The organism is Marinobacter sp. 3-2 (assembly GCF_003751355.1).
GTDB classification, from domain to species: domain Bacteria; phylum Pseudomonadota; class Gammaproteobacteria; order Pseudomonadales; family Oleiphilaceae; genus Marinobacter; species Marinobacter adhaerens.
Genome location: NZ_RJUQ01000011.1, coordinates 205,166 through 229,538, shown reverse-complemented (window position 1 = coordinate 229,538; position 24,373 = coordinate 205,166). Strand labels below are relative to the sequence as shown.

Here is a 24,373-nt window from a genome sequence, read left to right as displayed (position 1 = left end):
ACCAAGACTAAAAAAGCCGGGCATTTGCCCGGCTTTTTTACAATGGCTCCTTGAATAGCTCGGGCTCCTTGCCTGGCTCTGCCTCAAGCCACCAGACGTTCTTGTCCCAGTCTCCCAGTACAATACGCTTTGCCGGCGACCCGTTGGCCGTCAGTTCATGAACCGCGGGGCGATGGGTGTGGCCATGGATCATTCGCTGGACACCGTGCGTTTCCAAGTCCTTGACCACTTCCTCGGGCGTTACGTCCATGATGAACTCCTCCTTGCCCTGATTTTTCGCCATGCTGATTTCCCGCAGCTGGCGGGCCATTTGCTGGCGGTCTTTCAGGGGGCGCTGGAGTATCATCTGCTGCCACTGCGGGTTACGCATGTTGGCCCGAAACTTCTGGTATTCCGCATCGGCGGTGCACAGGCTGTCGCCATGCATCAGCAGGGTAGGGGTACCATACAGATCGATCACCGTCGGATCGTCCAGCAGCGTTGCGCCGGCCCGGTCGCAGAAGTCCTGGCCGATCAGAAAGTCCCGGTTGCCGTGCATCAGGAAAATCCTGGTACCGCTGTCCCGCAGTTTTCGAAGGGCAGTCGCAATCTGCTCCTGGAGCGGCGTGCGTTCGTCATCTCCTATCCACGCCTCAAAGAAATCACCGAGAATATACAGCTGATCAACACCACTGGCTTTCCCGTCGAGAAAGCCCAGAAATGCCTCAGTAATATCCGGGCGGGATTCCTCGAGGTGAAGATCTGAAATAAACAGCGTGGTCACGCGTCCTCCAGAACCTCGGCTTTTTCGATTACCACGTCATCGGCAGGCACATCCTGGTGGCCTGCACGCATGGTGGTGCGCACTGCTCGAATCGCGTTTACCGTGTCCATGCCGTCGGCCACTTTGCCGAACACGCAGTAGCCCCAGCCTTCCGCGTTTTTGGCGGTGTGGTCCAGGAAGCCGTTATTCTCAACGTTAATAAAGAACTGGGCTGTGGCAGAGTGCGGGTCCATGGTGCGTGCCATGGCAATGGTTCCCTGCATGTTGCTCAGTCCGTTATCGGCTTCGTTCTGAATCGAATCGCGGGTTTTACGTGGGGTCATGCCCGGCTCGAAGCCGCCGCCCTGAATCATGAAATTGCTGATCACACGGTGAAAAATCAGGCCATCGTAAAAACCGTCGCGAACGTACTGTTCAAAGTTTTTGGCGGTTTCCGGTGCCTTGTCGTAGTCCAGTTCCAGCTTGATGTCACCGTAGTTGGTTTTCAGCAGAATCATCAGGTTTTCCTGTTCAGAAAGGTTAGGTACGTTAACGGGCCCATTGTACTCAAGAGTTTCCCGCTATGCATGAGTCCGGCAAGGATTTGTGAGTATAATACGCGGTTTAAGATTCACTCCCCTTTTAACAGAGATTGTATGAGCGCCGAGTCGAAGAAAGCCCACAACTTTATCCAGAGCCTGATCGAAGACGCCATCGCCAGCGGAGAGCATACCGGCAAGGTGGTTACCCGATTCCCGCCGGAGCCCAACGGCTACCTGCATATCGGTCATGCCAAATCGATCTGCCTGAACTTTGGCATCGCCGAGACCTTTTCCGGCGACTGTAACCTGCGGTTTGACGACACCAACCCGGAAAAGGAAAACCAGGAATACATCGACGCCATCAAGCAGGATGTTGAATGGCTCGGTTACGAGTGGGCTGGCGACGTGCGGTACGCATCGGATTACTTCGATGCCCTCTATGAATTCGCCGAGGAGCTGATCACCCGGGACAAGGCTTACGTCTGCGCCCTGACGGCAGATGAAATGGCCGAGTATCGCGGTAGCCTCAGAGAGCCGGGCAGGAACAGCCCTTACCGGGATCGGCCGGTGGAAGAAAGTCTGCAACTGTTCCGCGATATGCGGGACGGCAAGTACCAGAACGGCGAGCTGGTGCTGCGGGCCAAGATTGATATGGCCTCTCCGAACATCAACATGCGGGATCCGATCCTTTATCGTATCCGTTATGCCGAACACCATCAGACCGGCAACAAGTGGTGCATCTACCCGATGTACGACTTTACGCATCCGATTTCCGACGCCATGGAGGGAATCACCCATTCCCTGTGCACACTGGAGTTCGAAGATCACCGGCCTTTGTATGACTGGGTGCTGGATAACATTTCCGGCCCCTGCCATCCGCGTCAGATCGAGTTTGCCCGGCTGAATCTGAACTACACCATCACCTCCAAGCGGAAGCTCAAGCGTCTGGTGGATGAGAATGTAGTTGATGGCTGGAACGATCCGCGTATGCCAACCATTTCCGGTATGCGCCGGCGTGGCTACACGCCGGAGTCCATCCGCACCTTCTGCGACATGATCGGGGTGAACAAGGCCGGCGGCACTGTGGATGTGGGTATGCTTGAACACGCCATTCGCGAAGACCTCAACACCCGGGCCCCGAGAGCCATGTGTGTGATGCGCCCGTTGAAAGTCACGCTGACCAATTACCCGGCGGATCAAAGCGAAACGCTCACCTTGCCAGTGCACCCGCAAAATCCGGATATGGGCGAGCGGGAAGTGCCCTGGACCCAGACTCTGTATATCGACCGGGGAGATTTCGAAATGGAGCCGCCGCGTAAATGGAAGCGGCTGGCCCCGGACCAGGCAGTACGCCTCCGTGGCGGCTATGTGATGACCTGCCGGGAAGTGATTCGTGACGACCATGGCCAGATTGTCGAGCTCAAGTGTGAGTACGATCCCAACACCCTGGGCGTCAATCCCGAGGGCTACAAACCGAACGGCGTGATTCACTGGGTTTCGGCGAGTGACAGTGTAGAGGCAGACATCAATCTGTATGACCGCCTGTTTAACCACGAGTCGCCGGACAGTGACAAGGAAGGCGATCTGATGGATCACCTGAATCCGGAATCGCTGGTGGTTCTCAAAGGCGCGCGCGTCGAAAAGAGTCTTGTCGCGCCCCGTATGGATCTTCCATACCAGTTCGAGCGGGAAGGCTACTTCTTCTGTGATCAGGCCCATACCGAGGCTGCCGGTCGGCCGGTGTTCAACCGCACTGTTACGCTCAGGGATTCCTGGGGCAAGGGGGGCAAGTGATCCGCATCTACAATACGCTGACCCAACAGAAGGAAGAGTTTCGGCCAATTGAGCCTGGCAAGGTCCGGATGTATGTCTGCGGTATGACAGTCTATGACTACTGCCACCTGGGGCATGCCCGGGTGCTGGTAGCCTTTGATGTGATTACCCGTTACCTGCGTCATCGCGGTTACGACGTGAACTATGTGCGCAATATCACCGATATTGACGACAAGATCCTGCGCCGTGCGGATGAAAACGGTGAGCCCTATGACGAGCTCACGGACCGGATGATCAAAGCCATGCACGAAGACGAAGCCCGTCTCGGCGTGCTGTCACCGGATGAAGAGCCCCGGGCCACCGCGTATATCGACGAAATTATCGCGATGATCCACAAACTGATTGCCGGCGGCCACGCCTACGCAGCGGACAATGGTGACGTCTACTTTGCGGTCGATTCCTTTGATGACTACGGCAAGCTCAGCAAGAAAAAGCTGGAGGATCTTTTGGCGGGCGCGCGGGTGGATGTTCAGGAAGCCAAGCGAAGCCCTGCAGATTTCGCGTTGTGGAAAGCGGCAAAGGCAGGGGAGGTCAGCTGGCCGTCGCCCTGGGGCGACGGTCGTCCCGGCTGGCACATTGAGTGCTCTGCGATGTCCACCTGCTGTCTCGGCGACACATTCGATATTCACGGCGGTGGCCCGGATCTGTTGTTCCCGCACCATGAGAACGAGATTGCCCAGTCAGAATGTGCCACTGGCCACACTTTTGTGAACACCTGGATGCACGCGGGTGCCATCCGGGTGAACAAAGAAAAGATGTCCAAGTCCCTGGGTAACTTCTTCACCATCCGCGAGATCATGGAGAAGTACCCGGCAGAAGTGGTCCGTTACTTCCTGGTTTCCAGCCACTATCGTAGCCAGGTGGATTACTCTGAGGAAAATCTGGCTGAGGCCGGCCGAACTCTGACCCGTTTGTACCATGCGCTTAGAGGCATCGTGCCCGCCAAGGCCGCCGATGTGCCGGAATCCGAGCACGACGAGCGGTTTGCCGAGGCGATGGACGATGACTTCAACACCGCGGGTGCAATTGCCGTCCTGCACGCTGTTGCCAACGAGATCAATCAGCATCGTCGCGATGGTCGTGAAGACGATGCCAAGCAAAGTGCGGCGATTCTGGTAAGGCTTGGTGGTGTTCTGGGGCTGCTGCAGCAGGATCCCGAGGCGTTCTTCCAGGCAGACACGGGTGGTGAGCTTAGCGCCGAAGACATCGAAGCACTGATCCAGGCCAGGGCTGATGCCCGCAAGGCAAAGAATTTCGCCGAGGCCGACCGGATCCGCGATGAGCTCCTCGAGAAAGGTATTATTCTGGACGATTCCCGGGAGGGGACGACCTGGCGTAAAGCCTGAATTTCCGGGAGCTGCCGGTTGGTCAGACCAGTTTTGCGCCTGCAGGAATGATCTTGTAAGGATTTTCCCTTACAATGCGGCGCTCAAATTAGAATGCCCCCTCAAGATGAAGGGGGAGTCGGGAAACGTAACCCACTGAGGCAGACAACGATGACAGAACGCGTACAAGTCGGCGGCATTCAGGTCGCAAAGAATCTGTATGATTTCGTGAACAACGAAGCGATCCCGGGCACCGGAATCGATGCCGATAAATTCTGGGCAGAATTTGACAAGATCGTGAACGAGCTGGCGCCACGCAATCGTGAATTGCTGGCCAAGCGTGATGCTATCCAGGAAAAAATGGACAGCTGGAACCGGGATCACAAGGGCCAGAAGCTCGACATGGCCGAATACAAGTCTTTCCTGAAAGACATTGGTTACCTGGTTGACGAGCCTTCCGAGTTCAAGATCTCCACCTCCAATGTCGATCCGGAAGTGGCAACCATGGCCGGTCCTCAGCTGGTGGTGCCGATCATGAACGCCCGTTTTGCTCTGAACGCTGCGAACGCGCGTTGGGGTAGCCTGTACGATGCGCTGTACGGTACCGACGCGATTTCCGAGGAAGACGGCGTTGAAAAAGGCCGTGGCTACAATCCGGTTCGCGGTGCCAAAGTTATCGAGTGGGCCCGCAACCTGCTCGACAGCTCGGCACCGCTGGCCTCTGGCAGTCACAAAGATGCTGCCAAGTATGTAGTTGAAGGTGGCAAACTGGTCGTCAAGCTGCAGAACGGTGAGTCCACGGGCCTGAAAGACGAAGCCGGCTTTGTTGGCTACACCGGTGCTGCTGATGCGCCCACCGGCGTGCTGCTGGTCAAGAACGGCATGCACTTCGAGATCCAGATTGACGCCAGCCACCCGATTGGCAAAGACGACGGTGCCCACGTCAAAGACGTGCTGATGGAGTCTGCACTGACCACCATCATGGATTGCGAAGACTCGGTAGCTGCCGTAGACGCCGACGACAAGGCACTTGCGTACCGCAACTGGCTGGGCCTGATGAAGGGCGATCTGCAGGAAACGTTCGAGAAAGGTGGCGAGCAGTTGACCCGCAAGATGAATGCGGATCGCACCTACACCGCGGCAGATGGCAGCGAGCTGAGCCTGAAAGGCCGCAGCCTGATGTTTATCCGTAACGTCGGCCACCTGATGACCAACCCGGCCATCCTGCTGAAAGACGGTAACGAAGTGCCGGAAGGCCTGATGGACGGTCTGATCACCTCACTGATCGCCATTCACGACATGAAGGGCAATGGCAAGTTCCAGAACAGCACCAAAGGCTCCATGTATATCGTGAAGCCTAAGATGCACGGGCCGGAAGAGGTGGCATTCACCAACGAATTTTTCGGTCGTGTGGAGGATGCATTGGGCCTGCCGCGCTTCAGCCTGAAGGTCGGCATCATGGACGAGGAGCGTCGCACCACAGTTAACCTGAAAGCCTGTATCCACGCCGCGAAAGAGCGGGCTGTGTTTATTAACACCGGTTTCCTGGATCGCACCGGGGACGAGATCCATACCTCAATGGAGCTGGGTCCGTTTATCCGCAAGGGTGCGATGAAGCAGGCGACCTGGATCAATGCCTACGAGCAGTGGAACGTGGACATCGGCCTGGAAACCGGTTTCCGTGGCGTTGCCCAAATTGGTAAGGGCATGTGGGCCATGCCTGACCTGATGGCCGGCATGCTGGAAGCGAAAATCGGGCATCCGAAGGCTGGTGCGAACACTGCCTGGGTTCCATCTCCCACGGCGGCTACACTGCACGCCACTCACTACCATCAGGTAAGTGTGGCTGATGTCCAGAAGCAGCTGGAAAGCCGCACACGCGCTGCGCTGGACGATATCCTGACAGTACCGGTGATGGATGATCCTGCTTCTTTGAGCGCTGAGGACATCCAGCAGGAGCTGGACAACAACGCCCAGGGTATCCTCGGTTACGTTGTGCGCTGGATTGACCAGGGCGTTGGCTGCTCCAAGGTGCCGGACATCAACGATGTCGGCCTGATGGAAGACCGTGCGACTCTGCGTATCGCCTCCCAGTTGCTGGCCAACTGGCTGCACCATGGTATCTGCTCTGAAGATCAGATCATGGAGACCATGAAGCGTATGGCAGCGGTGGTCGACAAGCAGAACGCCGGTGATTCGGCGTACCGCCCGATGGCCGGGAACTTCGATGACAGTGTGGCCTTCCAGGCAGCGCTGGATCTGGTTCTCAAGGGCCGCGAGCAGCCTAATGGCTACACTGAGCCGCTACTGCACGCTTACCGTCTGAAGGCGAAAGCCAAATACGGGCAGTAAGAGCTGCGAAATAAAAAACCCCGCTTCGGCGGGGTTTTTTGTGGCACGTCGGATCAGGCAGAGCCTGAACCCTGACTCTGGGCTCAGTCCCTATGCAAGACATCAGCCGCATAGAGGGTGTTTTGCAGCAGGGTGGCGATGGTCATCGGCCCTACGCCGCCGGGAACGGGCGTTATGTAGGCTGCGCGCTCCGAAGCGGCTGCGAAATCAACGTCGCCATGCAGTTTCCCGTCGTCCATCCGGTTGATGCCCACATCAATCACGGTTGCACCCGGTTTTACCCAATCGCCCTTGATCAGGCCTGGCTTGCCGACGGCTGCAACCAGGATGTCAGCCTCACGAACAAACTTCTCCAGATCCGGCGTGAATCGGTGACACACGGTTGTCGTGGCACCCTTCAATAGCAGCTCCATGCTCATGGGGCGGCCGACGATGTTGGAGGCGCCAACGATGACGGCGTGCTGGCCTTTGTAGGGCGTGTCGATGCTGTCGAGCAGGGTAATGATGCCGGCCGGTGTGCAGGGGCGCAGGGTGGGCTTACGCTGCATCAGGCGACCGATGTTGTATGGATGGAAGCCATCAACGTCTTTATCTGGCCGGATTTTTACCAGAATCGGATCTGCATCGAGATGCGAGGGCAGGGGGAGTTGCACCAGGATCCCGTCCACGGTGGGGTTCTCGTTCAACTCATCAATCAGTGCTTCCAGCGCTTCCTGGGAAGTGTCTTCCGGCAGATCGTATGAGAGTGAGAGGATTCCCGCCTGGTCGCACGCCTTCCGTTTATTACCCACGTAAACGTGGGATGCGGGATCGTTGCCGACCAGGACTACGGCCAGTCCGGGCGCTCTGAGCCCCTGTTGGGTTCTTGCTTCCACCCCTGCGGCGACTTGCTGTCTTACTTCGGCGGCAATCTCTTTTCCGTTGATCAGTTTGGCGGTCATGTCTCGTCTTGTCGGTTGGGCATCGGTAAATTGAAGGGTCCGCATTGTCTCATGCTTCCGCCGGAACTCCAATTGGACGGTTGTCTGGGCGGCGCGCGCCGGAACTTTTGTCAGGGCGCTTTGTCACTGAAGAGACTGTTGTTTCAGGGAATTTGGAAATACGTGTTGACGGGACCCTCCGGCGCCGGTAATATGCGCGCCAACTTTGCTGAGGCACTTGTTGTTCAGTTCAGACGGGGTATAGCGCAGTCTGGTAGCGCGCCTGCTTTGGGAGCAGGATGTCGGGAGTTCGAATCTCTCTACCCCGACCAAATTTCTGAATGTTCAGGTGGGCGAACGGTTAAGCGCCCGTAGCTCAGCTGGATAGAGCACCCGCCTTCTAAGCGGGTGGTCGCAGGTTCGAGTCCTGCCGGGCGCGCCATCAAGTCGTTGGCTTGGTCCGCGCCGGAGCGACCGTAACCAGCAAAGTTGAAAAGTAAAGGCATGTCCCGATGTGGTGGACGTAGCTCAGTTGGTAGAGCTCAGGATTGTGACTCCTGCGGTCGAGGGTTCGATCCCCTTCGTCCACCCCACTTTTCTTTCAGAGTAGATTCCGCGTTTGTTGAATAGATTGATGGCAGGCTTGCCATCGGGCATTCTTCATTCTGTTGTGCGCGAGTGGCGGAACTGGTAGACGCGCTGGATTTAGGTTCCAGTGGGGCAACCCGTGAGAGTTCGAGTCTCTCCTCGCGCACCACCCCTTTCTTTTTCCTCTTTCGTCCCCATCTCTGTCTTCAAGATTCGGCCGGTCCCGTGACTGTGCAGCATCAAACTACATTGCAGGGTGATTCTCTCGGCGGTGCAAAGCATGATAAACTACCGGCTTTTAATTTTCGGTCCTTTTCCGGGAATCTCCCTTGGACCGGACTTTTAGGTTTAATTTCATTCACATACCGAACCTGTAATTTGAGGATCTTCCATGCAAGTGTCTGTTGAAACGACCTCCAACATCGAGCGTCGAATGACGATTGGTGTGCCCGCCCAGGAAATCGACCAGGCGGTCCAGAAACGCCTGCAGGAAACAGCGCGTACCGTGCGCCTGAACGGTTTCCGTCCGGGTAAGGTGCCCATGAGCGTCGTCAAGCGTCGTTTCGGTGACAGCGTCCGCCAGGAAATCGTTGGCGAGGTTATGCGCGACAACTACATCAAGGCACTGCAGGAACAGGATATCAACCCGGCAGGTTGGCCGAAGTTCGAGCCAAAGACCATGGAAGAGGGCAAAGACCTGGAATTTGTCGCCATCTTCGAAGTGCTGCCGGAAATCGAGCTGGGCGATCTCAGCAAGATTTCAGTCGAGAAGCTGACTTCCGAGATCACCGACAAAGATGTCGACAACATGATCGACAACCTGCGTCGTCAGCAGGCCACCATGAAAGAAGTCAAGCGCAAGTCCAAGAACAAGGACGTGCTGACCATTGACTTCAAAGGTTTTATCGACGGTGAAGAATTCGAAGGCGGAGCCGCTGAAGGCCATCGTCTGACTCTGGGCTCCGGCCAGATGATTCCGGGCTTTGAGAAGGCCATCGTTGGTGGTAAGGCCGGCGAAGACATGGAAATCGAGGTTACCTTCCCGGAGGATTACCACAACGAAGATCTGGCGGGTAAGCCGGCCAAGTTCGAGATCAAGATTCACAAGGTTGAAGAGCCGCAGTTGCCGGAACTTGACACCGAATTCTTCAAGAAGTTCGGTATTGATGCCGAAGACGAAGCGACTTTCCGCGAAGAAGTCAAAAAGAACATGGAGCGCGAGCTCAAGCAGGCGGTTTCCAACAAGGTCAAGAACGACGTTGTTGACGGTCTGCTGGAAACCACTGAGCTGGATATTCCGGCTGTCCTGGTTGATCAGGAAATCGATCGTCTCCGTCAGGACGCCGTCCAGCGTTTCGGCGGCCAGATTGATCCGCAGCAGCTGCCCAAGGAAATTTTCCAGGAGCAGGCTGAGCGCCGCGTGAAGACTGGCCTGCTGTTCCAGGAAGTGGTCAAGAAAAACGACCTGAAAGCCGACCCGGCCAAGGTAGACGAAAAGATCCAGGAGATCGCGTCTACGTATGAACAGCCAGAAGAAGTGGTTGCACACTTCAACAGCAACCCGGAGCAGAAGTCTCAGATTGAGTCTTCAGTCCTGGAAGATGCAGTTGTTGACCACGTGCTGGAGCAGGCCCAGGTCAAAGAAAAGAAAGTCAAATATGAAGAGGCCGTTCAGGCCGGTCAGCCCCAGCGCTGATTTTGCCCGGGATCGGAGTAGAAAGCCGGTCCCGAAGGCCGACCCCTGAAAACAGCCGGCATGCCCGGCTGTTTTCATCTGGGGCCGCTGCTGGCAAAGTATGGGGTGCAACTTTATTGAAACTGCCGTGGCGCGAGTCCACGACCCATTGTCCATAAGGAGTTCAGGCGCATCATGACGCAGAAACCAATTGATGGTCCCGCAATGGTTACCAATTCCGGACTGGTACCGATTGTTATCGAGCAGACAGCTCGCGGCGAGCGGTCGTTCGACATTTATTCCCGTCTGCTCAAGGAGCGGGTGATCTTCATGGTGGGTCCGGTTGAGGACCACATGGCGAATCTGATTGTGGCCCAGCTCCTGTTCCTCGAGTCTGAAAACCCGGACAAGGATATTCACCTCTATATCAACAGCCCCGGCGGCTCGGTAACTGCAGGTATGTCTATCTACGACACCATGCAGTTTATCAAGCCGGATGTAGCCACACTTTGTGTTGGCCAGGCGGCCAGCATGGGTGCCTTCCTTTTGGCGGGCGGTGCTGCCGGGAAGCGGGCGTGCCTGCCGAACTCCCGAGTGATGATCCACCAGCCGCTGGGTGGCTATCAGGGTCAGGCAACGGATATCGAGATTCACACCCGTGAAATCCTGAAGATTCGTCATACCCTGAATTCGATCCTGGCCCATCACACCGGTCAGGATCTGGAGACTATTGCCAAGGATACGGACCGTGACAACTTCATGGATCCGGCTCAGGCGAAAGAGTATGGGCTGATCGATTCAATACTTGATAAGCGCGTACCGAATAAATAATACTGGAAGTAATCGCATCATACTTGGCCGGCGTATCAGGCAGTGACGCCGGCAAAACGAGATCAGAGGTATTTCAATGGCAGATGAAAGAAACGGCAGGGGCGACGATAACGGCAAGTTGCTCTACTGCTCGTTTTGTGGAAAGAGCCAGCATGAAGTCCGAAAGCTCATTGCAGGGCCCTCGGTGTTCATCTGCGACGAGTGTGTCGACCTGTGCAATGACATTATCCGGGAGGAAATCCAGGAGAATGCACAGGAAGAGCCGAGCGATCGCCTTCCTACACCGGCCGAGATCCGCAATACCCTTGATGAATACGTGATTGGTCAGGATCGGGCCAAGGTCGTCTTGTCGGTGGCGGTCTACAACCACTACAAGCGTTTGCGTTATGGCGAAGGCAAGGGTGATGTCGAGCTAGGCAAGAGTAACATTCTGCTGATTGGCCCAACCGGTAGTGGTAAAACTCTGCTGGCCGAGACTCTGGCGCGGATGCTGAACGTGCCCTTCACGATCGCCGACGCCACCACGCTGACTGAAGCCGGCTACGTTGGTGAGGATGTCGAGAACATCATCCAGAAGCTGCTGCAGAAATGCGATTACGATGTCGACAAGGCTCAGCGGGGCATAGTTTACATTGACGAGATCGACAAGATTTCCCGCAAGTCTGACAACCCTTCCATTACCCGGGATGTTTCCGGTGAGGGTGTTCAGCAGGCACTGTTGAAGCTGATCGAGGGTACCGTTGCATCGGTCCCGCCGCAGGGAGGTCGCAAGCATCCGCAGCAGGAATTCCTGCAGGTTGATACCGGCAATATGCTGTTTATCTGCGGTGGCGCCTTTGCCGGATTGGACAAGGTAATTCGCGAGCGTACCGAGAAGAACAGCATCGGTTTCTCTGCTTCGGTTGCCAGTCAGGACGATGCCAAGAACACCGGCGACGTTATCAAGGATGTGGAGACCGAGGACCTCGTGAAGTACGGCCTGATTCCGGAGTTTGTGGGTCGTTTGCCGGTAGTGGCAACCCTCAACGAACTTGATGAAGAAGCGCTGGTGCAGATTCTGACCGAGCCCAAGAACTCCCTGACCAAGCAGTACCAGAAGCTGTTTGATATGGAAGGGGTCGAGCTTGATTTTCGTGAAGATGCGCTTCGGGCTGTTGCCCGCAAGGCCATGGAGAGAAAGACAGGCGCCCGTGGTCTGCGTTCCATTATGGAAGCGACGCTTCTGGACACCATGTACCAGATTCCCTCTGAGCATGACGTGACCAAAGTGGTGATCGATGAGAGCGTGATCAGCGGGGACTCCGAGCCCTTCAAGATCTACGCCAGCAGTGATCACGCCAAGGCTGTGCCCGAGGATTGAGTCTAGGTTAGCAGTTGAAATGAGAAGGGGCGGCAACGCCCCTTTTCGCGTTTTTGTATCGCGATATTCCCGCCCTGTTTCGTTTAGTAAAAAGATTGCAATTTTTGCGGGCGCCCCAATGAAGGGTGATATGCTGAAGTAAATACCGTCAGAGGATTCCCAATGACCCGTATACCCGAAGATGCCGTGCAAGAGTACCCGCTGCTTCCGCTGCGTGACGTAGTGGTGTTTCCGCACATGGTGGTCCCACTGTTCGTGGGCCGAGAAAAATCCATTCAGGCTCTGGAAGCCGCGATGGAAGGAAGCAAGGAAATCCTCCTGGTAGCCCAGAAAGACGCCTCTACTGATGAGCCGGGTCCGAAGGATGTGTTCGACATGGGCACGCTGGCAACGGTTCTGCAGATGCTTCGCCTGCCCGATGGTACCGTCAAGGTGTTGGTAGAGGGCAACGCCCGAGCCACCATCAGCGATATCTCCGAGGGTGAGTACCTGTCCGGTGGCGCTGTCCTGATGGATGAAGAGGGGCTGCCCGAGCGCGAGCAGGAGGTCCTGATAAAGACCCTGATGGACGAGTTCGAGAAGTACGTGAAACTCTCCAAAAAGGTCCCTTCTGAGGTCTCCAATGCTCTCACCGGTATTGAGGAGCTTGAGCGCCTGGCCGACACAATGGCTGCTCACCTGGAAATGCGTATTCCGGAAAAGCAGGAACTGCTGGAAGCGCTGGATATCCGCAAGCGGGTGGACTTGCTGCTCGGCAAGCTGGATGGCGAAATCGACCTGATCGAGGTTGAGAAGCGCATCCGTGGCCGCGTGAAAAAGCAGATGGAGCGCAGCCAGCGGGAGTACTACCTGAACGAACAGATGAAGGCTATCCAGAAAGAGATGGGTAACCTGGGCGAAGGCAACAACGACTTCGAAGAGCTTGAGCAGAAGCTGGAAGAAGCCGGATTGCCGGAAGAGGCCCGCAAAAAGACTGAAACGGAGCTGAACAAGCTCAAGATGATGTCTCCGATGTCTGCGGAAGCGACCGTCGTCCGTGGCTATATTGACTGGATGCTGGCGATTCCCTGGAAGAAGCGCAGCCGTGTCCGTCACGACATCGAAAAAGCCCGTGAAATTCTCGATCGGGACCACTACGGCCTCGATGAAGTCAAAAAGCGCATTCTCGAATACCTTGCGGTTCAGAGCCGTGTGAAGAAGGTCAAGGGTCCTGTGCTCTGCCTGGTTGGTCCTCCCGGGGTGGGCAAGACTTCGCTCGGTCAGTCCATTGCCCGTGCGACCAACCGGAAGTACACCCGGATGGCCCTCGGCGGCGTGCGTGATGAAGCTGAAATCCGCGGCCACCGGAAAACCTACATTGGTGCGTTGCCTGGTAAGCTTCTCCAGAAGCTGTCCAAGGTGGGCGTGAAGAATCCGCTGTTCCTGTTCGATGAAATCGACAAGATGGGCATGGATCATCGTGGTGATCCGGCCTCAGCGCTGTTGGAGGTCCTCGACCCGGAACAGAATCACACGTTCAACGATCACTATCTGGAAGTGGATTACGATCTCTCCGATGTGATGTTCGTGTGTACCTCCAACTCCATGGACATTCCTCCTGCCCTGCTGGACCGGATGGAAATCATCCGTATCCCGGGTTACACGGAGGACGAGAAGGTCAATATTGCGCTGCGTTATCTGTTGCCGAAGCAGATCAAGGCCAACGGCCTGCGCAAGGATGAGCTCAAGTTGCCAGAGGACACCCTTCGCGACCTGATCCGCTACTACACCCGTGAAGCCGGTGTACGTGGCCTGGAGCGCGAGATTGCCAAGATCTGCCGCAAGGTGGTGCGTGACCATGTGGAGAGCGGAGAGAAGGTCTCTGTCACTCTCACGCAGGACATGCTCGAAGATTACTCGGGGGTCAAGAAATTCAAGTACGGCCTCGCCGAGGAAAAGAACGAGATTGGTCAGGTGACCGGTCTGGCTTGGACCCAGGTGGGTGGCGAACTGCTGCATATTGAGTGCGCCCTCACCCCTGGCAAGGGCCGGGTCGTGAAGACGGGTTCCCTGGGTGATGTCATGCAGGAGTCCATCCAGACGGCATTGACGGTGGTACGTAGCCGGGCACCCGGTCTTGGAATTGCCGATGATTTCCACGAGAAGCACGATCTGCACGTGCATGTACCGGAGGGTGCGACACCGAAAGATGGTCCCAGTGCCGGTATCGGTATGTGCACAGCGCTGGTTTCTTCTCTGACCAAGATTCCGGTTCGCGCCGACGTTGCAATGACCGGTGAAATCACTCTGCGTGGACGTGTTCTTGCCATCGGTGGGTTGAAAGAAAAGCTTCTGGCAGCGCATCGGGGTGGCATCAAGACGGTGATCATTCCGGATGAGAATGTCAGGGATCTCAAGGAGATACCTGAAAACATCAAGGAGTCGCTGGAGATTCGTCCCGTGAAGTGGATCGACGAAGTGCTGGATATTGCACTGGCCTATCCACCCGAGCCCAGGGCTGAAGATTCATCTCCGGAAACGGGTTCTGGCAAGCCGCGTGACGAAGAAGGCGACGCGTCAGAGCGCATAAATACACATTAAAGCCTTGATGAGTTGTTGACATGCCTGAGAGCCCATTGGTATAACTGTTTCGCCGTGAAGCAGCCAATACCAAGGGCTCCCGCGCAGTCAGTCCCTATTCCGAATGCCGGTATAAAGCCGAAAGGAATAAGAAAAGTGAAGAATGGAATTCTCCGACCGCTTATGCGATAGTCGAGAACGTCCGAGAAAAAACAAACCAACCTATAACATCTTCAACCTGAAATCGAAGGGGTTTAGTGTGAACAAGTCCGAACTTATCGATGCAATTGCAGAGTCCGCAGATATCTCCAAAGCCGCCGCTGGCCGTGCTCTGGACGCAATGACCAACTCAATCACCGGTGCCCTGAAAAAAGGCGATCAGGTAACTCTGATCGGTTTTGGTACCTTCTCCGTAAAAGAGCGTGCTGCTCGTACCGGTCGTAACCCGCAGACTGGTGCCGAGATCAAGATTCCGGCCTCCAAAGTGCCTGGGTTCAAAGCAGGCAAGGCCCTGAAAGACGCCGTTAAGTAACGGTTCTTTCTCCGGTGGCTTCTGTCGCAGGAAGCCACCCAAGAAGAATTCAAGGCGCATTCCACACCGGGTGCGCCTTTTTACGTTAGGTCCGCCCTTCGCCGCGCGCTGAAACGAATAAAACTGCACTACCTTGAACAGGGATCCGGGAGAAACATGCTTCAAGATATTCGGAACAATGCCCAGGGCACGATCGCCAAGGTCATCATTGGTCTTCTTATTGTGTCGCTATCCATCTGGGGGATGGACGCCATTGTCGGCGGCTTCTCCGGCGAGCCTGAGGTGGCAACCGTCAACGGCGAGGATATTACCGAGCGGGAGTTTCTCCGCGTGGTCCAGATGGAGAGCCAGCGCCGGCTATCCAGAATGGAAAACCCGGATCCCTCGATGCTTGACGAAGACCAGATTCGCACAGACGTTCTGGATTCCCTGATCCAGGAGCAGGTCCTGATCCAGGATGCCAACGCTCAGGGACTGGAGCTCAATGATGCTGATATCGATGCGTTGATTACCCAGATGCCGCAGTTCCAGGTGGATGGCCAGTTCAATCGCGACCGCTTTGTGGCCACAGTCCGTAATATGGGCATGGGCGTGGGCGAGTTTCGGGAAGCCATGCGCAAGCAATATGTGGTGAACCAGATCCGTGCGGGTATCGTTCAGAGTGGCCTGGTGGCGGATGAGAATGCCGAACAGCTGCTCCAGATTCAGAACCAGACACGCAGTTTCCGGGTACTGGATATTCCTGCCAGCTCAGTGGCGGACGCAGTATCGGTTTCTGATGCTGACGTTGAAGCCTTCTATGAAGAAAACTCGGGCGCGTTTCAGCAGCCAGAGCGTGTAGACGCTGCCTACATCACACTTTCGCTGGGTGCCCTTGCTGAGAGCATTGAAGTTGACGATGCGGAGCTTCAGGCCTACTACGAGCAGCAGGCGGCCGATTTGGCCAGTGAGGAGCGTCGGGCGTCCCACATCCTGATCGAAGAGGGCAGTGACGCGGACGAAACCATGGCAACGATCCAGGAGCGCCTGGCGGCTGGGGAGTCATTTGCTGACCTGGCGCGGGAGTACTCCATTGATACCGTTTCGGCCGAAGACGGCGGCGATCTGGGCTATGCCGGTCGTGGCATTTACGCCGAGCCCTTCGAGGAAGCTCTGTTTGCCCTTGAGGAAGGCGAAGTTTCCGAGCCGGTTCGGACATCGTTCGGGGTTCATCTTATTCGCCTCGAGGATGTCAGGGAGTCCGAGGTGCCGTCTCTGGATGAAATGGAAGACCAGCTCCGTCGTGAGCTGGCCCGTGAAAAGGCTCGTGAGCAGTTTGCTGAAGTCCGGGCAGAGCTTGCCGACTCCGCGTATGCCGCCGATGATCTGGCTGGCCCCGCCGAAGAGCTCGGGCTTGAGGTGCGGGAGGCCAACGGCGTTACCCGTGACGGTGGTCGGGCGCCGTTTGACCACGCCGGTCTGGTACGACAGTTGTTTTCCGAAGATGTCCTCGACGCGGGTTACAACACCGAGTTGATCGATGTGGGTGACAACGTGTCTGTCGTTGCCCGGGTGAATAAGTATCATGAAGCCGAGCAGCTGCCCCTGGATCAGGTTCGCGATCAGATCCGGACGACGCTGGAGCAGCGCAAGACGCGGGAAGCTCTTTCTGAAAGGGCTGACGCGATTATCGCTGACCTTGAGTCAGGTGAGAGCCCCGAGGGTATTGGTGAGTGGTCCAGCTATGAAGGGCTGGCACGGAACGCCTCCGAGGCAGGTCCCGCCATTCTCCAGCAGGTGTTTTCTTTGCCGCGCCCGGCGGATGGCGCCCGGTTTGGCAAGGCTGTGATGGCCAATTCTGCCGCGGTGATCGCGCTGGACGAGGTCACGGACGGGCAGGTCTCGGAAGATGGTATCGAACTGAACCAGCTTCGGGAATTCCTGGCATCTCTTGAAGGCCAGAGGGAATACGCCGCGTACCAGCAGTTCCTTCGAAATCGGGCGGAGGTCGAGAGACCCTGATATCCGCCTCATGAAAAAGGCGCCGAATGGCGCCCCGCGATCAGCGAAAAGCCCGGTGCGAATGCCCGGGCTTTCTTGTATCTGCTGACCCCTTCTATTGTGGCACTGAGACTCAGGTCGGCGGGAAGCGGGTGGGCTTGAGGCTTTCCTTGATCTTCTTGAGGTGCCCGAGGAAATCCGCGCCGCGTTTGAGGGTTACGCCAGTTGCAAGAATGTCGATAACGCTCAGATGAATGATGCGAGAGGACATTGGCATATAGACCTCAGTGTCCTCCGGCGCGGTGACGCCCAGCACTACCGTGCAGCTTTCCGCCAGGGGGGAATCGGGGTTGGTGATACCGATCACCGTAGCACCGTTGGCCCGCGCAAGTTGCGCGATATCCACGGTTTCCCGGGTGCGGCCCGTGTAGGAAATGAGCACGATAACATCGCCCACGTTTGCTCCGGCCGCCACCATGCGCTGCATCAGGGCGTCGTCGTAGGACATGACCGGGATATTGAAGCGGAAAAACTTGTGCTGGGCATCCATAGCCACAGCAGCAGATCCGCCCATGCCAAAGAAATTGATCTGTTTGGCCTGGATCAGGTAATCAATGGCCGTTGCCAGGGCTTTCGGGTCGAGCGCTTGCCGAGCCTTGTCCAGGCTGGCAATGGTACTGAGCATGATCTTGTCGGCGAATTCGGCAACGGTGTCGTCGGGCTCCACGTTCTGGCCGATGTAGGGGGTGCCGGTGGCGATACTCTGGGCGAGGCGAATCTTGAAATCCGGGAAACCTGTTGCCGAGAAACCCCGGCAGAAACGGTTAACGGTGGGTTCGCTGACGTCGGCGGCTCTCGCCAGGGCAGCTATGCTGTAACGGGTGGCCGCGCTTGGGTCACGGAGAATGGCCTCGGCCACTTTCCGCTCGGATTTGTTAAGGGTCTCCAGCCTGGACTGGATGTCCTCAAGCAGATTGTCGTCACGGTGCGCCTGGTTCGCGGCCATCAATGGTACTCCCTGAATCATGGGCGGTCGTTGTCTTGAAAACGCGGTGATTATACCGCTTTTTTACCGGTTTTGGGGTAGTAAAAGTATCACAAAGCGCAGTTTTTTCTTGGAAAAACGATTTTTGGATGTCATTATTTGGTTAAAATTACTACATTGAGTTCTGTCGTTGAGTTTTTGCGACGGACTGCCCACCAGAGAGAAGGAACCAATGGTCAACAAGATCAATACCCGTTGTGACCTGATGCTCTTCGGAGCTTTGGGTGACCTTGCCCAGCGAAAACTGTTTCCGGCGCTGTACCAGCTTGAGCGCGCCAACCTCTTGGCGGAGGGGAGCCGGGTTCTGGCCATTGCCCGCTCAGATGCCGATACCGAGACCGTGCGCCAGCAGTTGTTTGACAAACTCAAGCAGCACGTAAAGCCGGAAGAGTTCGATGCTGGACTGGCCGAATCCTTCCTGAAGCGGGTCGATTACCAGATTCTGGATTTTAACGAGCCCGACGCTTTTGCTGTGCTCAACGAGTGGCGTGATGACGCCAATAATGAGCTTATTGTTTATATGGCCACCCCGCCGTCCATGTATGGCGTCATAGCCCGAAACCTGCGGGCCGCCAGTTGCTGCACCGAGAAGACGCGGGTAGTGGTCGAGAAGCCGATCGGTCACGACCTGGAGTCGTCGAAGGTGATCAACGATGAGCTTGGCGAGGTCTACAACGAGAACCAGCTGTTCCGGATTGATCATTACCTGGGTAAGGAAACGGTCCAGAATCTGATCGCTCTGCGTTTTGCCAATAACCTGTTTGCCTCCCAGTGGGACCAGAACCACATTTCCCACGTGGAGATCACGGTGGCCGAGAGCGTTGGAATCGAGGGACGGTGGGGCTATTTCGACAAAGCTGGCCAGATTCGCGATATGATCCAGAATCACCTGCTTCAGCTGCTGTGCCTGATCGCCATGGACCCGCCCTCGGACCTGTCTGCCGACAGCATCCGGGATGAGAAGGTCAAGGTTCTCAAGGCCTTGAAGCGCATAACGCCCGATATGATGGACAGTTACGTGGTGCGTGGCCAGTACACCGCCGGCACCAGTAACGGCAGGCCGGTGCCCGGCTATCTGGAAGAGGAGGGGGCAAACAAGGGCAGCGCTACTGAAACTTTCGTTGCCCTGAAAGCAGAGATCGACAACTGGCGCTGGTCAGGTGTCCCGTTTTACATTCGCACTGGTAAACGCCTCCCCGAAAAGCTGTCCCAGATCATCATCCACTTCAAGCCTGCGCCGCATTACATTTTTGATCCGGACCAGAAGCACCTTGCCAACAACAAGCTGATTATCCGTCTTCAGCCTGACGAAGGCATGGCCCTGAAGATCCTCACCAAGGACCAGGGCCTGGATAAGGGCATGCGACTTCGTCAAGGCCCTCTGGAGCTCACCTTTTCTGAGACCTTTGTTACCGATCGGATTCCCGACGCCTACGAGCGTTTGCTTTGGGAGGTAATGAAGGGTAACCAGTACCTGTTCGTGCGCCGTGACGAGGTGGAGTATGCCTGGCGCTGGGTCGATCAGGTTATTCGGAACTGGAAGGATGGCGGCGAGCCGCCAAAACGTTACGCGGCGGGAACCTGGGGCCCCGTTGCTTCCATCGCCATGATTACCCGGGATGGCAGGAGCTGGTATGAAGATGTCTGATCTGCGTTTGCCCGAGGGTGTCAGTGATCGCTCAGGTGAAACCGCTGATGGCGTGGCCCTGGATCTTGCTGATGCCGTGGCGGGATTTCTGGCGGCCCGCCTGAGAGAGGTGCCCAGGGCGAGCCTGGTGGTATCCGGCGGTTCCACGCCGCTGCCATTTTTCAGGGCGCTGTCCGGCAAGGATCTGGATTGGGGCAGGGTAGACGTTCTGCTGGCGGATGAGCGTTGGGTGGAAGAAAACGATGACGCCAGCAATACCCGCCTGGTTCGGGAGAACCTGCTGCAGAATAAGGCGGCCTCGGCCCGGTTCCTGTCGCTCAAACAGCCTGGTGCGACACCCTCAGAGGGTCTTGAGCGAGTGAAGGCCGAGCTCGTGAACCTGGCCCTGCCCATCGACGTGCTGATTCTTGGTATGGGCAACGACGGCCATACCGCCTCACTGTTTCCCGACGCACCCGAATTGGAAAGTGCGATGAATCCTGAATGCCAGGAAATCGTTGCGCCCGCCACGCCCGCGTCGCAGCCGCAGAAACGCATCACCTTGACCTGGCCACCCCTTAGAGATGCCCGATTCACCGCGTTGCATCTGAAGGGCGAGGACAAATTGCAGACGCTGGACCGTGCTATGTCTGAACCGGACAAGGTGCTCGAGATGCCAATCAGAGCTTTCCTGAAACCAGGCCTCCAGGTGTTCTGGAGTCCCTGAAACGCCCGACATTTGTTATGGAGAAAACCGTGAGCCAACTTTCCGATTACCATCGCGAGCGCGTCAGGTCAGTACTGCAATCCTCACCCCTGGTGCCGGTCATCGCCATTCAAGACCTCGACGACGCCGTGCCCCTCTGCCAGGCTCTCGTTGATGGCGGCATCAACGTCCTCGAAATTACCCTGCGCACTGAACACGGCCTAAAAGCCATCGAAGAAGTCCGCAAAGCCATCCCGGACGCCTGGGTGGGTGCGGGCACCGTTACCAGCATTGCCCAGTACCGACAGGTAGAGGCCGCTGGCGCCCAGTTCGTAATCACCCCGGGCGTAACCGAAGCCATTCTGGAATTCGGCCTAACCTCCGAAGCCCCGCTGTTGCCGGGCATTGCCACCATCTCGGAAATGATGATTGGCTATAACCTCGGGTACCGCGAATTCAAATTCTTCCCCGCCGAAGTCGCCGGCGGCATCCCGGCCCTCAAAGCCTTTAGCGGGCCATTCCCGGACGTTACCTTCTGCCCAACCGGCGGCATCCGCCGAAACACCGCGGCAGACTACCTGGCACTGGGCAACGTCCAGGCCGTTGGTGGCACCTGGTTGACCCCTGCAGATGTGGTGGCGGCTAAAGACTGGGCGCAGATTACCGAGATTGCGCGGGGGAGTCTGGCGGACCTCTGACTTTGGTCTTGTTCTCGTTCTTGTAGCCTGACGGTTTCGGCGTTTGCGCGCTTCTGGGCGGGGCTGACGGGAAACGCTACGAGCACATCCATGTGCGCTTGGCGCTGGCCATCCATGGCCAGCGACATTCCCGTCAGCCCCGCCCAGAAGCGCTTAGCAAAACTTCCGATAACGCGAGTATTCGTCGCAACCTTGTAGGTCTCAATACTCGAGAAACTGTCACGCCGAGAAAACTGCAACATTCTGAACGAGGGAGTGGGGTTCCCCTTTCCAAAAATGTCTGTGGCCAAGGATGGCCACAGCCAAGCGCACATGGATGTGCTCGTAGCGTTTTTTGGAAAGGGGAACCCCACTGCCGATTCGCACATTGTCGCAGGCTACAAGGCCACGCCACAATAGACTAAGGGCTGGAAAGAAGGCTTACAGTCAGCGAATATCAGAACCAACCCGAACAATCTTCATGGTGTTGGTCCCACCCTGGGCATTCACATAATCACCCTTGGTAATCACCACCAGATCACCGTCCTTGACTGCTCCGCGATTCACCAGCTCCGACACCGCCAAAGCGTTGGTCCGCTCGTTCGGAATCTTGGCTGAATCGAAAGGCACCGTCTGAACGCCACGGAACATAACGACCCGATGCTGGGTGGAGTGATGGCGCGAAAACGCAAAGATTGGCAGGCTCGACTTGATGCGAGACATCAACCTCGGCGTGGCACCCGTCTCGGTCATGCAGATAATGGCCGAGACACCCTCAAGGTGGTTCGCGGCGTACATGGCGGAAAGAGCGATAGCTTCATCAACTTCCTCCATGCTCTCGTGAATCCGGTGTTTGGACTGATGCATCGACGGATGCTTTTCTGCGCCCAGGCAGATGCGCACCATGGCTTCGACAGCTTCCTTGGGATAATCGCCCACGGCTGTTTCCGCAGACAGCATCACTGCATCGGTGTAGTCCATCACCGCGTTGGCAACGTCTGAGACTTCGGCTCGCGTTGGCATCGGGCTGGTGATCATCGACTCCATCATCTGCGTGGCCGTGATCACCGCGCGGTTGAGAACGCGGGCGCGGGAGATGATGTGCTTCTGTACGCCCACCAACTGGGCGTCGCCGATTTCAACGGCGAGATCGCCACGGGCAACCATCACGGCATCGGATGCTTCGATTACCGCGTCCAGGGCTTCCACATCGTCGGCCAGTTCCGCCCGTTCGATTTTTGCGACCAGGCCTGCGTCGGAGCCGGCCTCTTTCAGCAGGCGCCGGGCGATGTGCATATCCTCGGCAGTACGCACAAACGAAACCGCCACGTAATCCGCGCCCAGTTTGGCGGCCGTCACGATGTCCTGTTTGTCTTTTTCCGTCAGCGCCTCGGCGGACAGGCCGCCGCCGCGCTTGTTCAGGCCCTTGTTATTCGAGAGCGGGCCTCCGATAAGCACGGTGGAAGTGATGCTGTGGTCGCTGACCGACTGCACTTCCATCTCAATGCGGCCATCGTCCAGAACCAGAATGTCTCCCGGTTCCACATCTTCGATCAGTTGCTCGTAGTCGATGCCGACCTTTTCCTCGGTACCCGCCTCCTTGTCCATGGCAGCGTCCAGGATAAACGTCTGGCCTGCCTTGAGGGTGACCTTGTTCTCCGAGAACCGTGCGATGCGTAACTTGGGGCCCTGCAAATCGGCCAGCAGTGCGACGAACCGGCCCTGGGCCGCTGCTGCTTCGCGAACCCGGCGGGCTCGCCCGATGTGCTCTTCGGCGCTGCCGTGGGAAAAGTTGAGTCGGGTGACATCCACACCGGCGGCGATAATGGCCGCGAGGGATTCCGGTGAATCGGTGGCCGGGCCGAGAGTGGCGACAATCTTGGTACGCCTGAGCATGGTTGGTGTCCTTTGGTTCTTAAAAATGGTCTCGAACAGAGTAGCGGAATCAGCCGAAACGGCCAGATTTACTGGCCGGCCTCGATGAGGGCGAGGGCATTATCCAGCATACGATTCGAGAAGCCCCATTCATTATCGTACCAGGCCATGACTTTTACGTGACGACCCAGGACGCGGGTGTGGTTGGCATCATAGATGCTGGAAAGTGCGTTGTGATTGAAGTCGATGCTGACCAGTTTCTCGATATTATAACCAAGAACCGGATTTTTCTCGGCCGCTGTTTTTATCGCTTCGTTTACTTCGTCAACGGTCGTTTCGCGGCTGGCGATAAAGCCAAAGTCCACCAATGATACGTTGATGGTGGGGACGCGAACTGCGAGGCCATCAAGCTTTCCCTCAAGTTCCGGAATAACCTTGCCAATGGCGGCAGCCGCGCCGGTCTTCGTTGGAATCATCGATTGAGTGGCAGAGCGAGCGCGGTAAAGATCAGAGTGGTACACGTCGCTCAGTTTCTGGTCGTTGGTGTAGGAGTGGATGGTGGTCATCAGGCCACTCTCGATGCCGATGGCCTTGTGCAAAGCTTCAACAACCGGTGCCAGGCAGTTGGTAGTGCAAGACGCGTTGGAGATAATGTCGTGATTGGTGGTCAGGGTTTCGTGATTCACGCCGTAGACAATCATGGCATCCGCATCGGGGCTGGGTGCAGAGATGATGACCTTGCGCGCGCCGGCTTTCAGGTGAGCTGCCGCCTTGTCCCGTTTGGTGAAAAGCCCGGTGCACTCGAAAACAACATCGACACGGTGATCTTTCCAGGGCAGTTCTTCGGGGTTGCGCAGTGCTGTGATGGCAATGCGGTCGCCGTTCACTGTCAGCGATTCTGAGTCGTGGCTGACATCGGCCTCAAATCGACCATGAACACTGTCATACTTGAGCAGATGGGCGTTGGTTTCGGCGTCGCCAAGGTCGTTAATGGCAACAACCTGTAGCTGGCTCCGGTAGTTATTTTCATACAATGCTCTGAGAACATTGCGACCGATGCGGCCAAAACCGTTAATTGCGATACGGATTGTCATTGTCTGACTCCTCGGGTGGTCGTTTTTTGTTCGTTTTACCTTAGTAATGTAGTAAATATAACAACAAAAAAAGAAGAAATGAACGATTCAACGGTGGAAATGCCAAAAAA

18 protein-coding genes and 4 tRNA genes are annotated in these 24,373 nt (G+C 56.6%); 16 read left to right on the top strand and 6 right to left on the bottom strand.

The window, feature by feature from the left end; translation table 11 throughout:
• Window positions 1–37 precede the first annotated feature (37 nt).
• Together EDB94_RS02840 and EDB94_RS02835 are read right to left on the bottom strand one after the other, a co-directional pair.
• Window positions 38–763, bottom strand: coding sequence for a UDP-2,3-diacylglucosamine diphosphatase (locus tag EDB94_RS02840; protein WP_108017400.1), 726 nt, complete (start codon window positions 761–763; stop codon window positions 38–40).
• Window positions 760–1,260, bottom strand: a complete 501-nt coding sequence (locus EDB94_RS02835) for a peptidylprolyl isomerase (protein ID WP_008175011.1) — start codon at window positions 1,258–1,260, stop codon at window positions 760–762. The genes EDB94_RS02840 and EDB94_RS02835 overlap by 4 nt, the downstream gene beginning before the upstream one ends.
• Before the next feature lie 138 nt (window positions 1,261–1,398).
• Between EDB94_RS02835 and EDB94_RS02830 the strand changes: the two genes are divergently transcribed.
• From EDB94_RS02830 to EDB94_RS02820, 3 genes are all read left to right on the top strand, one after another.
• The gene (locus EDB94_RS02830) at window positions 1,399–3,078 is read left to right on the top strand and encodes a glutamine--tRNA ligase/YqeY domain fusion protein (RefSeq protein ID WP_108017399.1); all 1,680 of its coding nucleotides are present in this window, start codon (window positions 1,399–1,401) and stop codon (window positions 3,076–3,078) included.
• The gene (cysS, locus tag EDB94_RS02825; protein WP_108017398.1) at window positions 3,075–4,463 is read left to right on the top strand and encodes a cysteine--tRNA ligase; all 1,389 of its coding nucleotides are present in this window, start codon (window positions 3,075–3,077) and stop codon (window positions 4,461–4,463) included. Before EDB94_RS02830 ends, cysS begins: the two co-directional genes overlap by 4 nt.
• A gap of 150 nt (window positions 4,464–4,613) precedes the next feature.
• On the top strand, window positions 4,614–6,794 hold the full coding sequence (locus tag EDB94_RS02820; protein ID WP_108017397.1) for a malate synthase G: 2,181 nt from the start codon (window positions 4,614–4,616) through the stop codon (window positions 6,792–6,794).
• 83 nt (window positions 6,795–6,877) lie between these two features.
• Here the strand turns inward: EDB94_RS02820 and folD are convergent, their stop codons facing one another.
• Complete coding sequence (folD, locus tag EDB94_RS02815) at window positions 6,878–7,735, bottom strand: bifunctional methylenetetrahydrofolate dehydrogenase/methenyltetrahydrofolate cyclohydrolase FolD (protein WP_041645301.1); 858 nt, start codon at window positions 7,733–7,735, stop codon at window positions 6,878–6,880.
• 234 nt (window positions 7,736–7,969) lie between these two features.
• Between folD and EDB94_RS02810 the strand changes: the two genes are divergently transcribed.
• The 10 genes from EDB94_RS02810 (at window position 7,970) to EDB94_RS02765 (ending at window position 17,260) form a co-directional block, all read left to right on the top strand.
• Window positions 7,970–8,046 (top strand) — tRNA-Pro (locus EDB94_RS02810).
• 33 nt (window positions 8,047–8,079) lie between these two features.
• A tRNA-Arg gene (locus EDB94_RS02805) sits at window positions 8,080–8,156 on the top strand.
• A 75-nt stretch (window positions 8,157–8,231) separates the two neighbouring features.
• A tRNA-His gene (locus EDB94_RS02800) sits at window positions 8,232–8,307 on the top strand.
• Window positions 8,308–8,386: 79 nt separating this feature from the next.
• Window positions 8,387–8,471: transfer RNA gene (locus EDB94_RS02795), tRNA-Leu, on the top strand.
• Window positions 8,472–8,693: 222 nt separating this feature from the next.
• Window positions 8,694–9,998: a trigger factor gene (gene tig, locus EDB94_RS02790; RefSeq protein ID WP_108017396.1), complete on the top strand. Its 1,305-nt coding sequence runs from the start codon at window positions 8,694–8,696 to the stop codon at window positions 9,996–9,998.
• A gap of 174 nt (window positions 9,999–10,172) precedes the next feature.
• The gene (clpP, locus tag EDB94_RS02785; protein ID WP_039882061.1) at window positions 10,173–10,808 is read left to right on the top strand and encodes an ATP-dependent Clp endopeptidase proteolytic subunit ClpP; all 636 of its coding nucleotides are present in this window, start codon (window positions 10,173–10,175) and stop codon (window positions 10,806–10,808) included.
• A gap of 76 nt (window positions 10,809–10,884) precedes the next feature.
• On the top strand, window positions 10,885–12,168 hold the full coding sequence (gene clpX / locus EDB94_RS02780; RefSeq protein ID WP_008174598.1) for an ATP-dependent Clp protease ATP-binding subunit ClpX: 1,284 nt from the start codon (window positions 10,885–10,887) through the stop codon (window positions 12,166–12,168).
• Between the two features lie 162 nt (window positions 12,169–12,330).
• Window positions 12,331–14,748 (top strand): endopeptidase La, encoded by a 2,418-nt coding sequence (gene lon, locus EDB94_RS02775; protein ID WP_108017395.1) that lies wholly within the window; start codon window positions 12,331–12,333, stop codon window positions 14,746–14,748.
• 238 nt (window positions 14,749–14,986) lie between these two features.
• Window positions 14,987–15,259, top strand: a complete 273-nt coding sequence (locus EDB94_RS02770) for an HU family DNA-binding protein (protein WP_008174603.1) — start codon at window positions 14,987–14,989, stop codon at window positions 15,257–15,259.
• 156 nt (window positions 15,260–15,415) lie between these two features.
• On the top strand, window positions 15,416–17,260 hold the full coding sequence (locus tag EDB94_RS02765) for a SurA N-terminal domain-containing protein (protein ID WP_108017394.1): 1,845 nt from the start codon (window positions 15,416–15,418) through the stop codon (window positions 17,258–17,260).
• Window positions 17,261–17,372: 112 nt separating this feature from the next.
• Here EDB94_RS02765 and EDB94_RS02760 read toward each other — a convergent pair whose 3' ends face one another.
• Window positions 17,373–18,245: a MurR/RpiR family transcriptional regulator gene (locus EDB94_RS02760; RefSeq protein ID WP_008174607.1), complete on the bottom strand. Its 873-nt coding sequence runs from the start codon at window positions 18,243–18,245 to the stop codon at window positions 17,373–17,375.
• 211 nt (window positions 18,246–18,456) lie between these two features.
• Here EDB94_RS02760 and zwf point away from each other — a divergent pair, with 211 nt between their 5' ends.
• The 3 genes from zwf to EDB94_RS02745 are packed head-to-tail and all read left to right on the top strand — an operon-like array spanning window position 18,457 to window position 21,315.
• On the top strand, window positions 18,457–19,932 hold the full coding sequence (gene zwf / locus EDB94_RS02755; RefSeq protein WP_108017393.1) for a glucose-6-phosphate dehydrogenase: 1,476 nt from the start codon (window positions 18,457–18,459) through the stop codon (window positions 19,930–19,932).
• Window positions 19,925–20,638, top strand: a complete 714-nt coding sequence (pgl, locus tag EDB94_RS02750) for a 6-phosphogluconolactonase (RefSeq protein WP_008174611.1) — start codon at window positions 19,925–19,927, stop codon at window positions 20,636–20,638. Before zwf ends, pgl begins: the two co-directional genes overlap by 8 nt.
• A gap of 17 nt (window positions 20,639–20,655) precedes the next feature.
• A complete protein-coding gene (locus EDB94_RS02745; RefSeq protein WP_181259000.1) occupies window positions 20,656–21,315 on the top strand; it encodes a bifunctional 4-hydroxy-2-oxoglutarate aldolase/2-dehydro-3-deoxy-phosphogluconate aldolase in 660 nt (219 codons plus the stop codon).
• A gap of 426 nt (window positions 21,316–21,741) precedes the next feature.
• Here the strand turns inward: EDB94_RS02745 and pyk are convergent, their stop codons facing one another.
• Together pyk and gap are read right to left on the bottom strand one after the other, a co-directional pair.
• Complete coding sequence (pyk, locus tag EDB94_RS02740) at window positions 21,742–23,190, bottom strand: pyruvate kinase (RefSeq protein WP_008174617.1); 1,449 nt, start codon at window positions 23,188–23,190, stop codon at window positions 21,742–21,744.
• A gap of 68 nt (window positions 23,191–23,258) precedes the next feature.
• Entirely contained in the window at window positions 23,259–24,263 is a 1,005-nt protein-coding gene (gap, locus tag EDB94_RS02735) for a type I glyceraldehyde-3-phosphate dehydrogenase (RefSeq protein ID WP_108017392.1), read from the bottom strand.
• Window positions 24,264–24,373 lie beyond the last annotated feature (110 nt).

Coding starts and splice junctions, on each gene's coding strand:
- EDB94_RS02835 (WP_008175011.1), bottom strand. CDS start 1,260: ATGATTCTGCTGAAAACCAACTACGGTGACATCAAGCTGGAACTGGAC.
- EDB94_RS02830 (WP_108017399.1), top strand. CDS start 1,399: ATGAGCGCCGAGTCGAAGAAAGCCCACAACTTTATCCAGAGCCTGATC.
- EDB94_RS02820 (WP_108017397.1), top strand. CDS start 4,614: ATGACAGAACGCGTACAAGTCGGCGGCATTCAGGTCGCAAAGAATCTG.
- folD (WP_041645301.1), bottom strand. CDS start 7,735: ATGACCGCCAAACTGATCAACGGAAAAGAGATTGCCGCCGAAGTAAGA.
- tig (WP_108017396.1), top strand. CDS start 8,694: ATGCAAGTGTCTGTTGAAACGACCTCCAACATCGAGCGTCGAATGACG.
- clpP (WP_039882061.1), top strand. CDS start 10,173: ATGACGCAGAAACCAATTGATGGTCCCGCAATGGTTACCAATTCCGGA.
- clpX (WP_008174598.1), top strand. CDS start 10,885: ATGGCAGATGAAAGAAACGGCAGGGGCGACGATAACGGCAAGTTGCTC.
- lon (WP_108017395.1), top strand. CDS start 12,331: ATGACCCGTATACCCGAAGATGCCGTGCAAGAGTACCCGCTGCTTCCG.
- EDB94_RS02765 (WP_108017394.1), top strand. CDS start 15,416: ATGCTTCAAGATATTCGGAACAATGCCCAGGGCACGATCGCCAAGGTC.
- EDB94_RS02760 (WP_008174607.1), bottom strand. CDS start 18,245: ATGGCCGCGAACCAGGCGCACCGTGACGACAATCTGCTTGAGGACATC.
- zwf (WP_108017393.1), top strand. CDS start 18,457: ATGGTCAACAAGATCAATACCCGTTGTGACCTGATGCTCTTCGGAGCT.
- pgl (WP_008174611.1), top strand. CDS start 19,925: ATGTCTGATCTGCGTTTGCCCGAGGGTGTCAGTGATCGCTCAGGTGAA.
- EDB94_RS02745 (WP_181259000.1), top strand. CDS start 20,656: ATGGAGAAAACCGTGAGCCAACTTTCCGATTACCATCGCGAGCGCGTC.
- pyk (WP_008174617.1), bottom strand. CDS start 23,190: ATGCTCAGGCGTACCAAGATTGTCGCCACTCTCGGCCCGGCCACCGAT.
- gap (WP_108017392.1), bottom strand. CDS start 24,263: ATGACAATCCGTATCGCAATTAACGGTTTTGGCCGCATCGGTCGCAAT.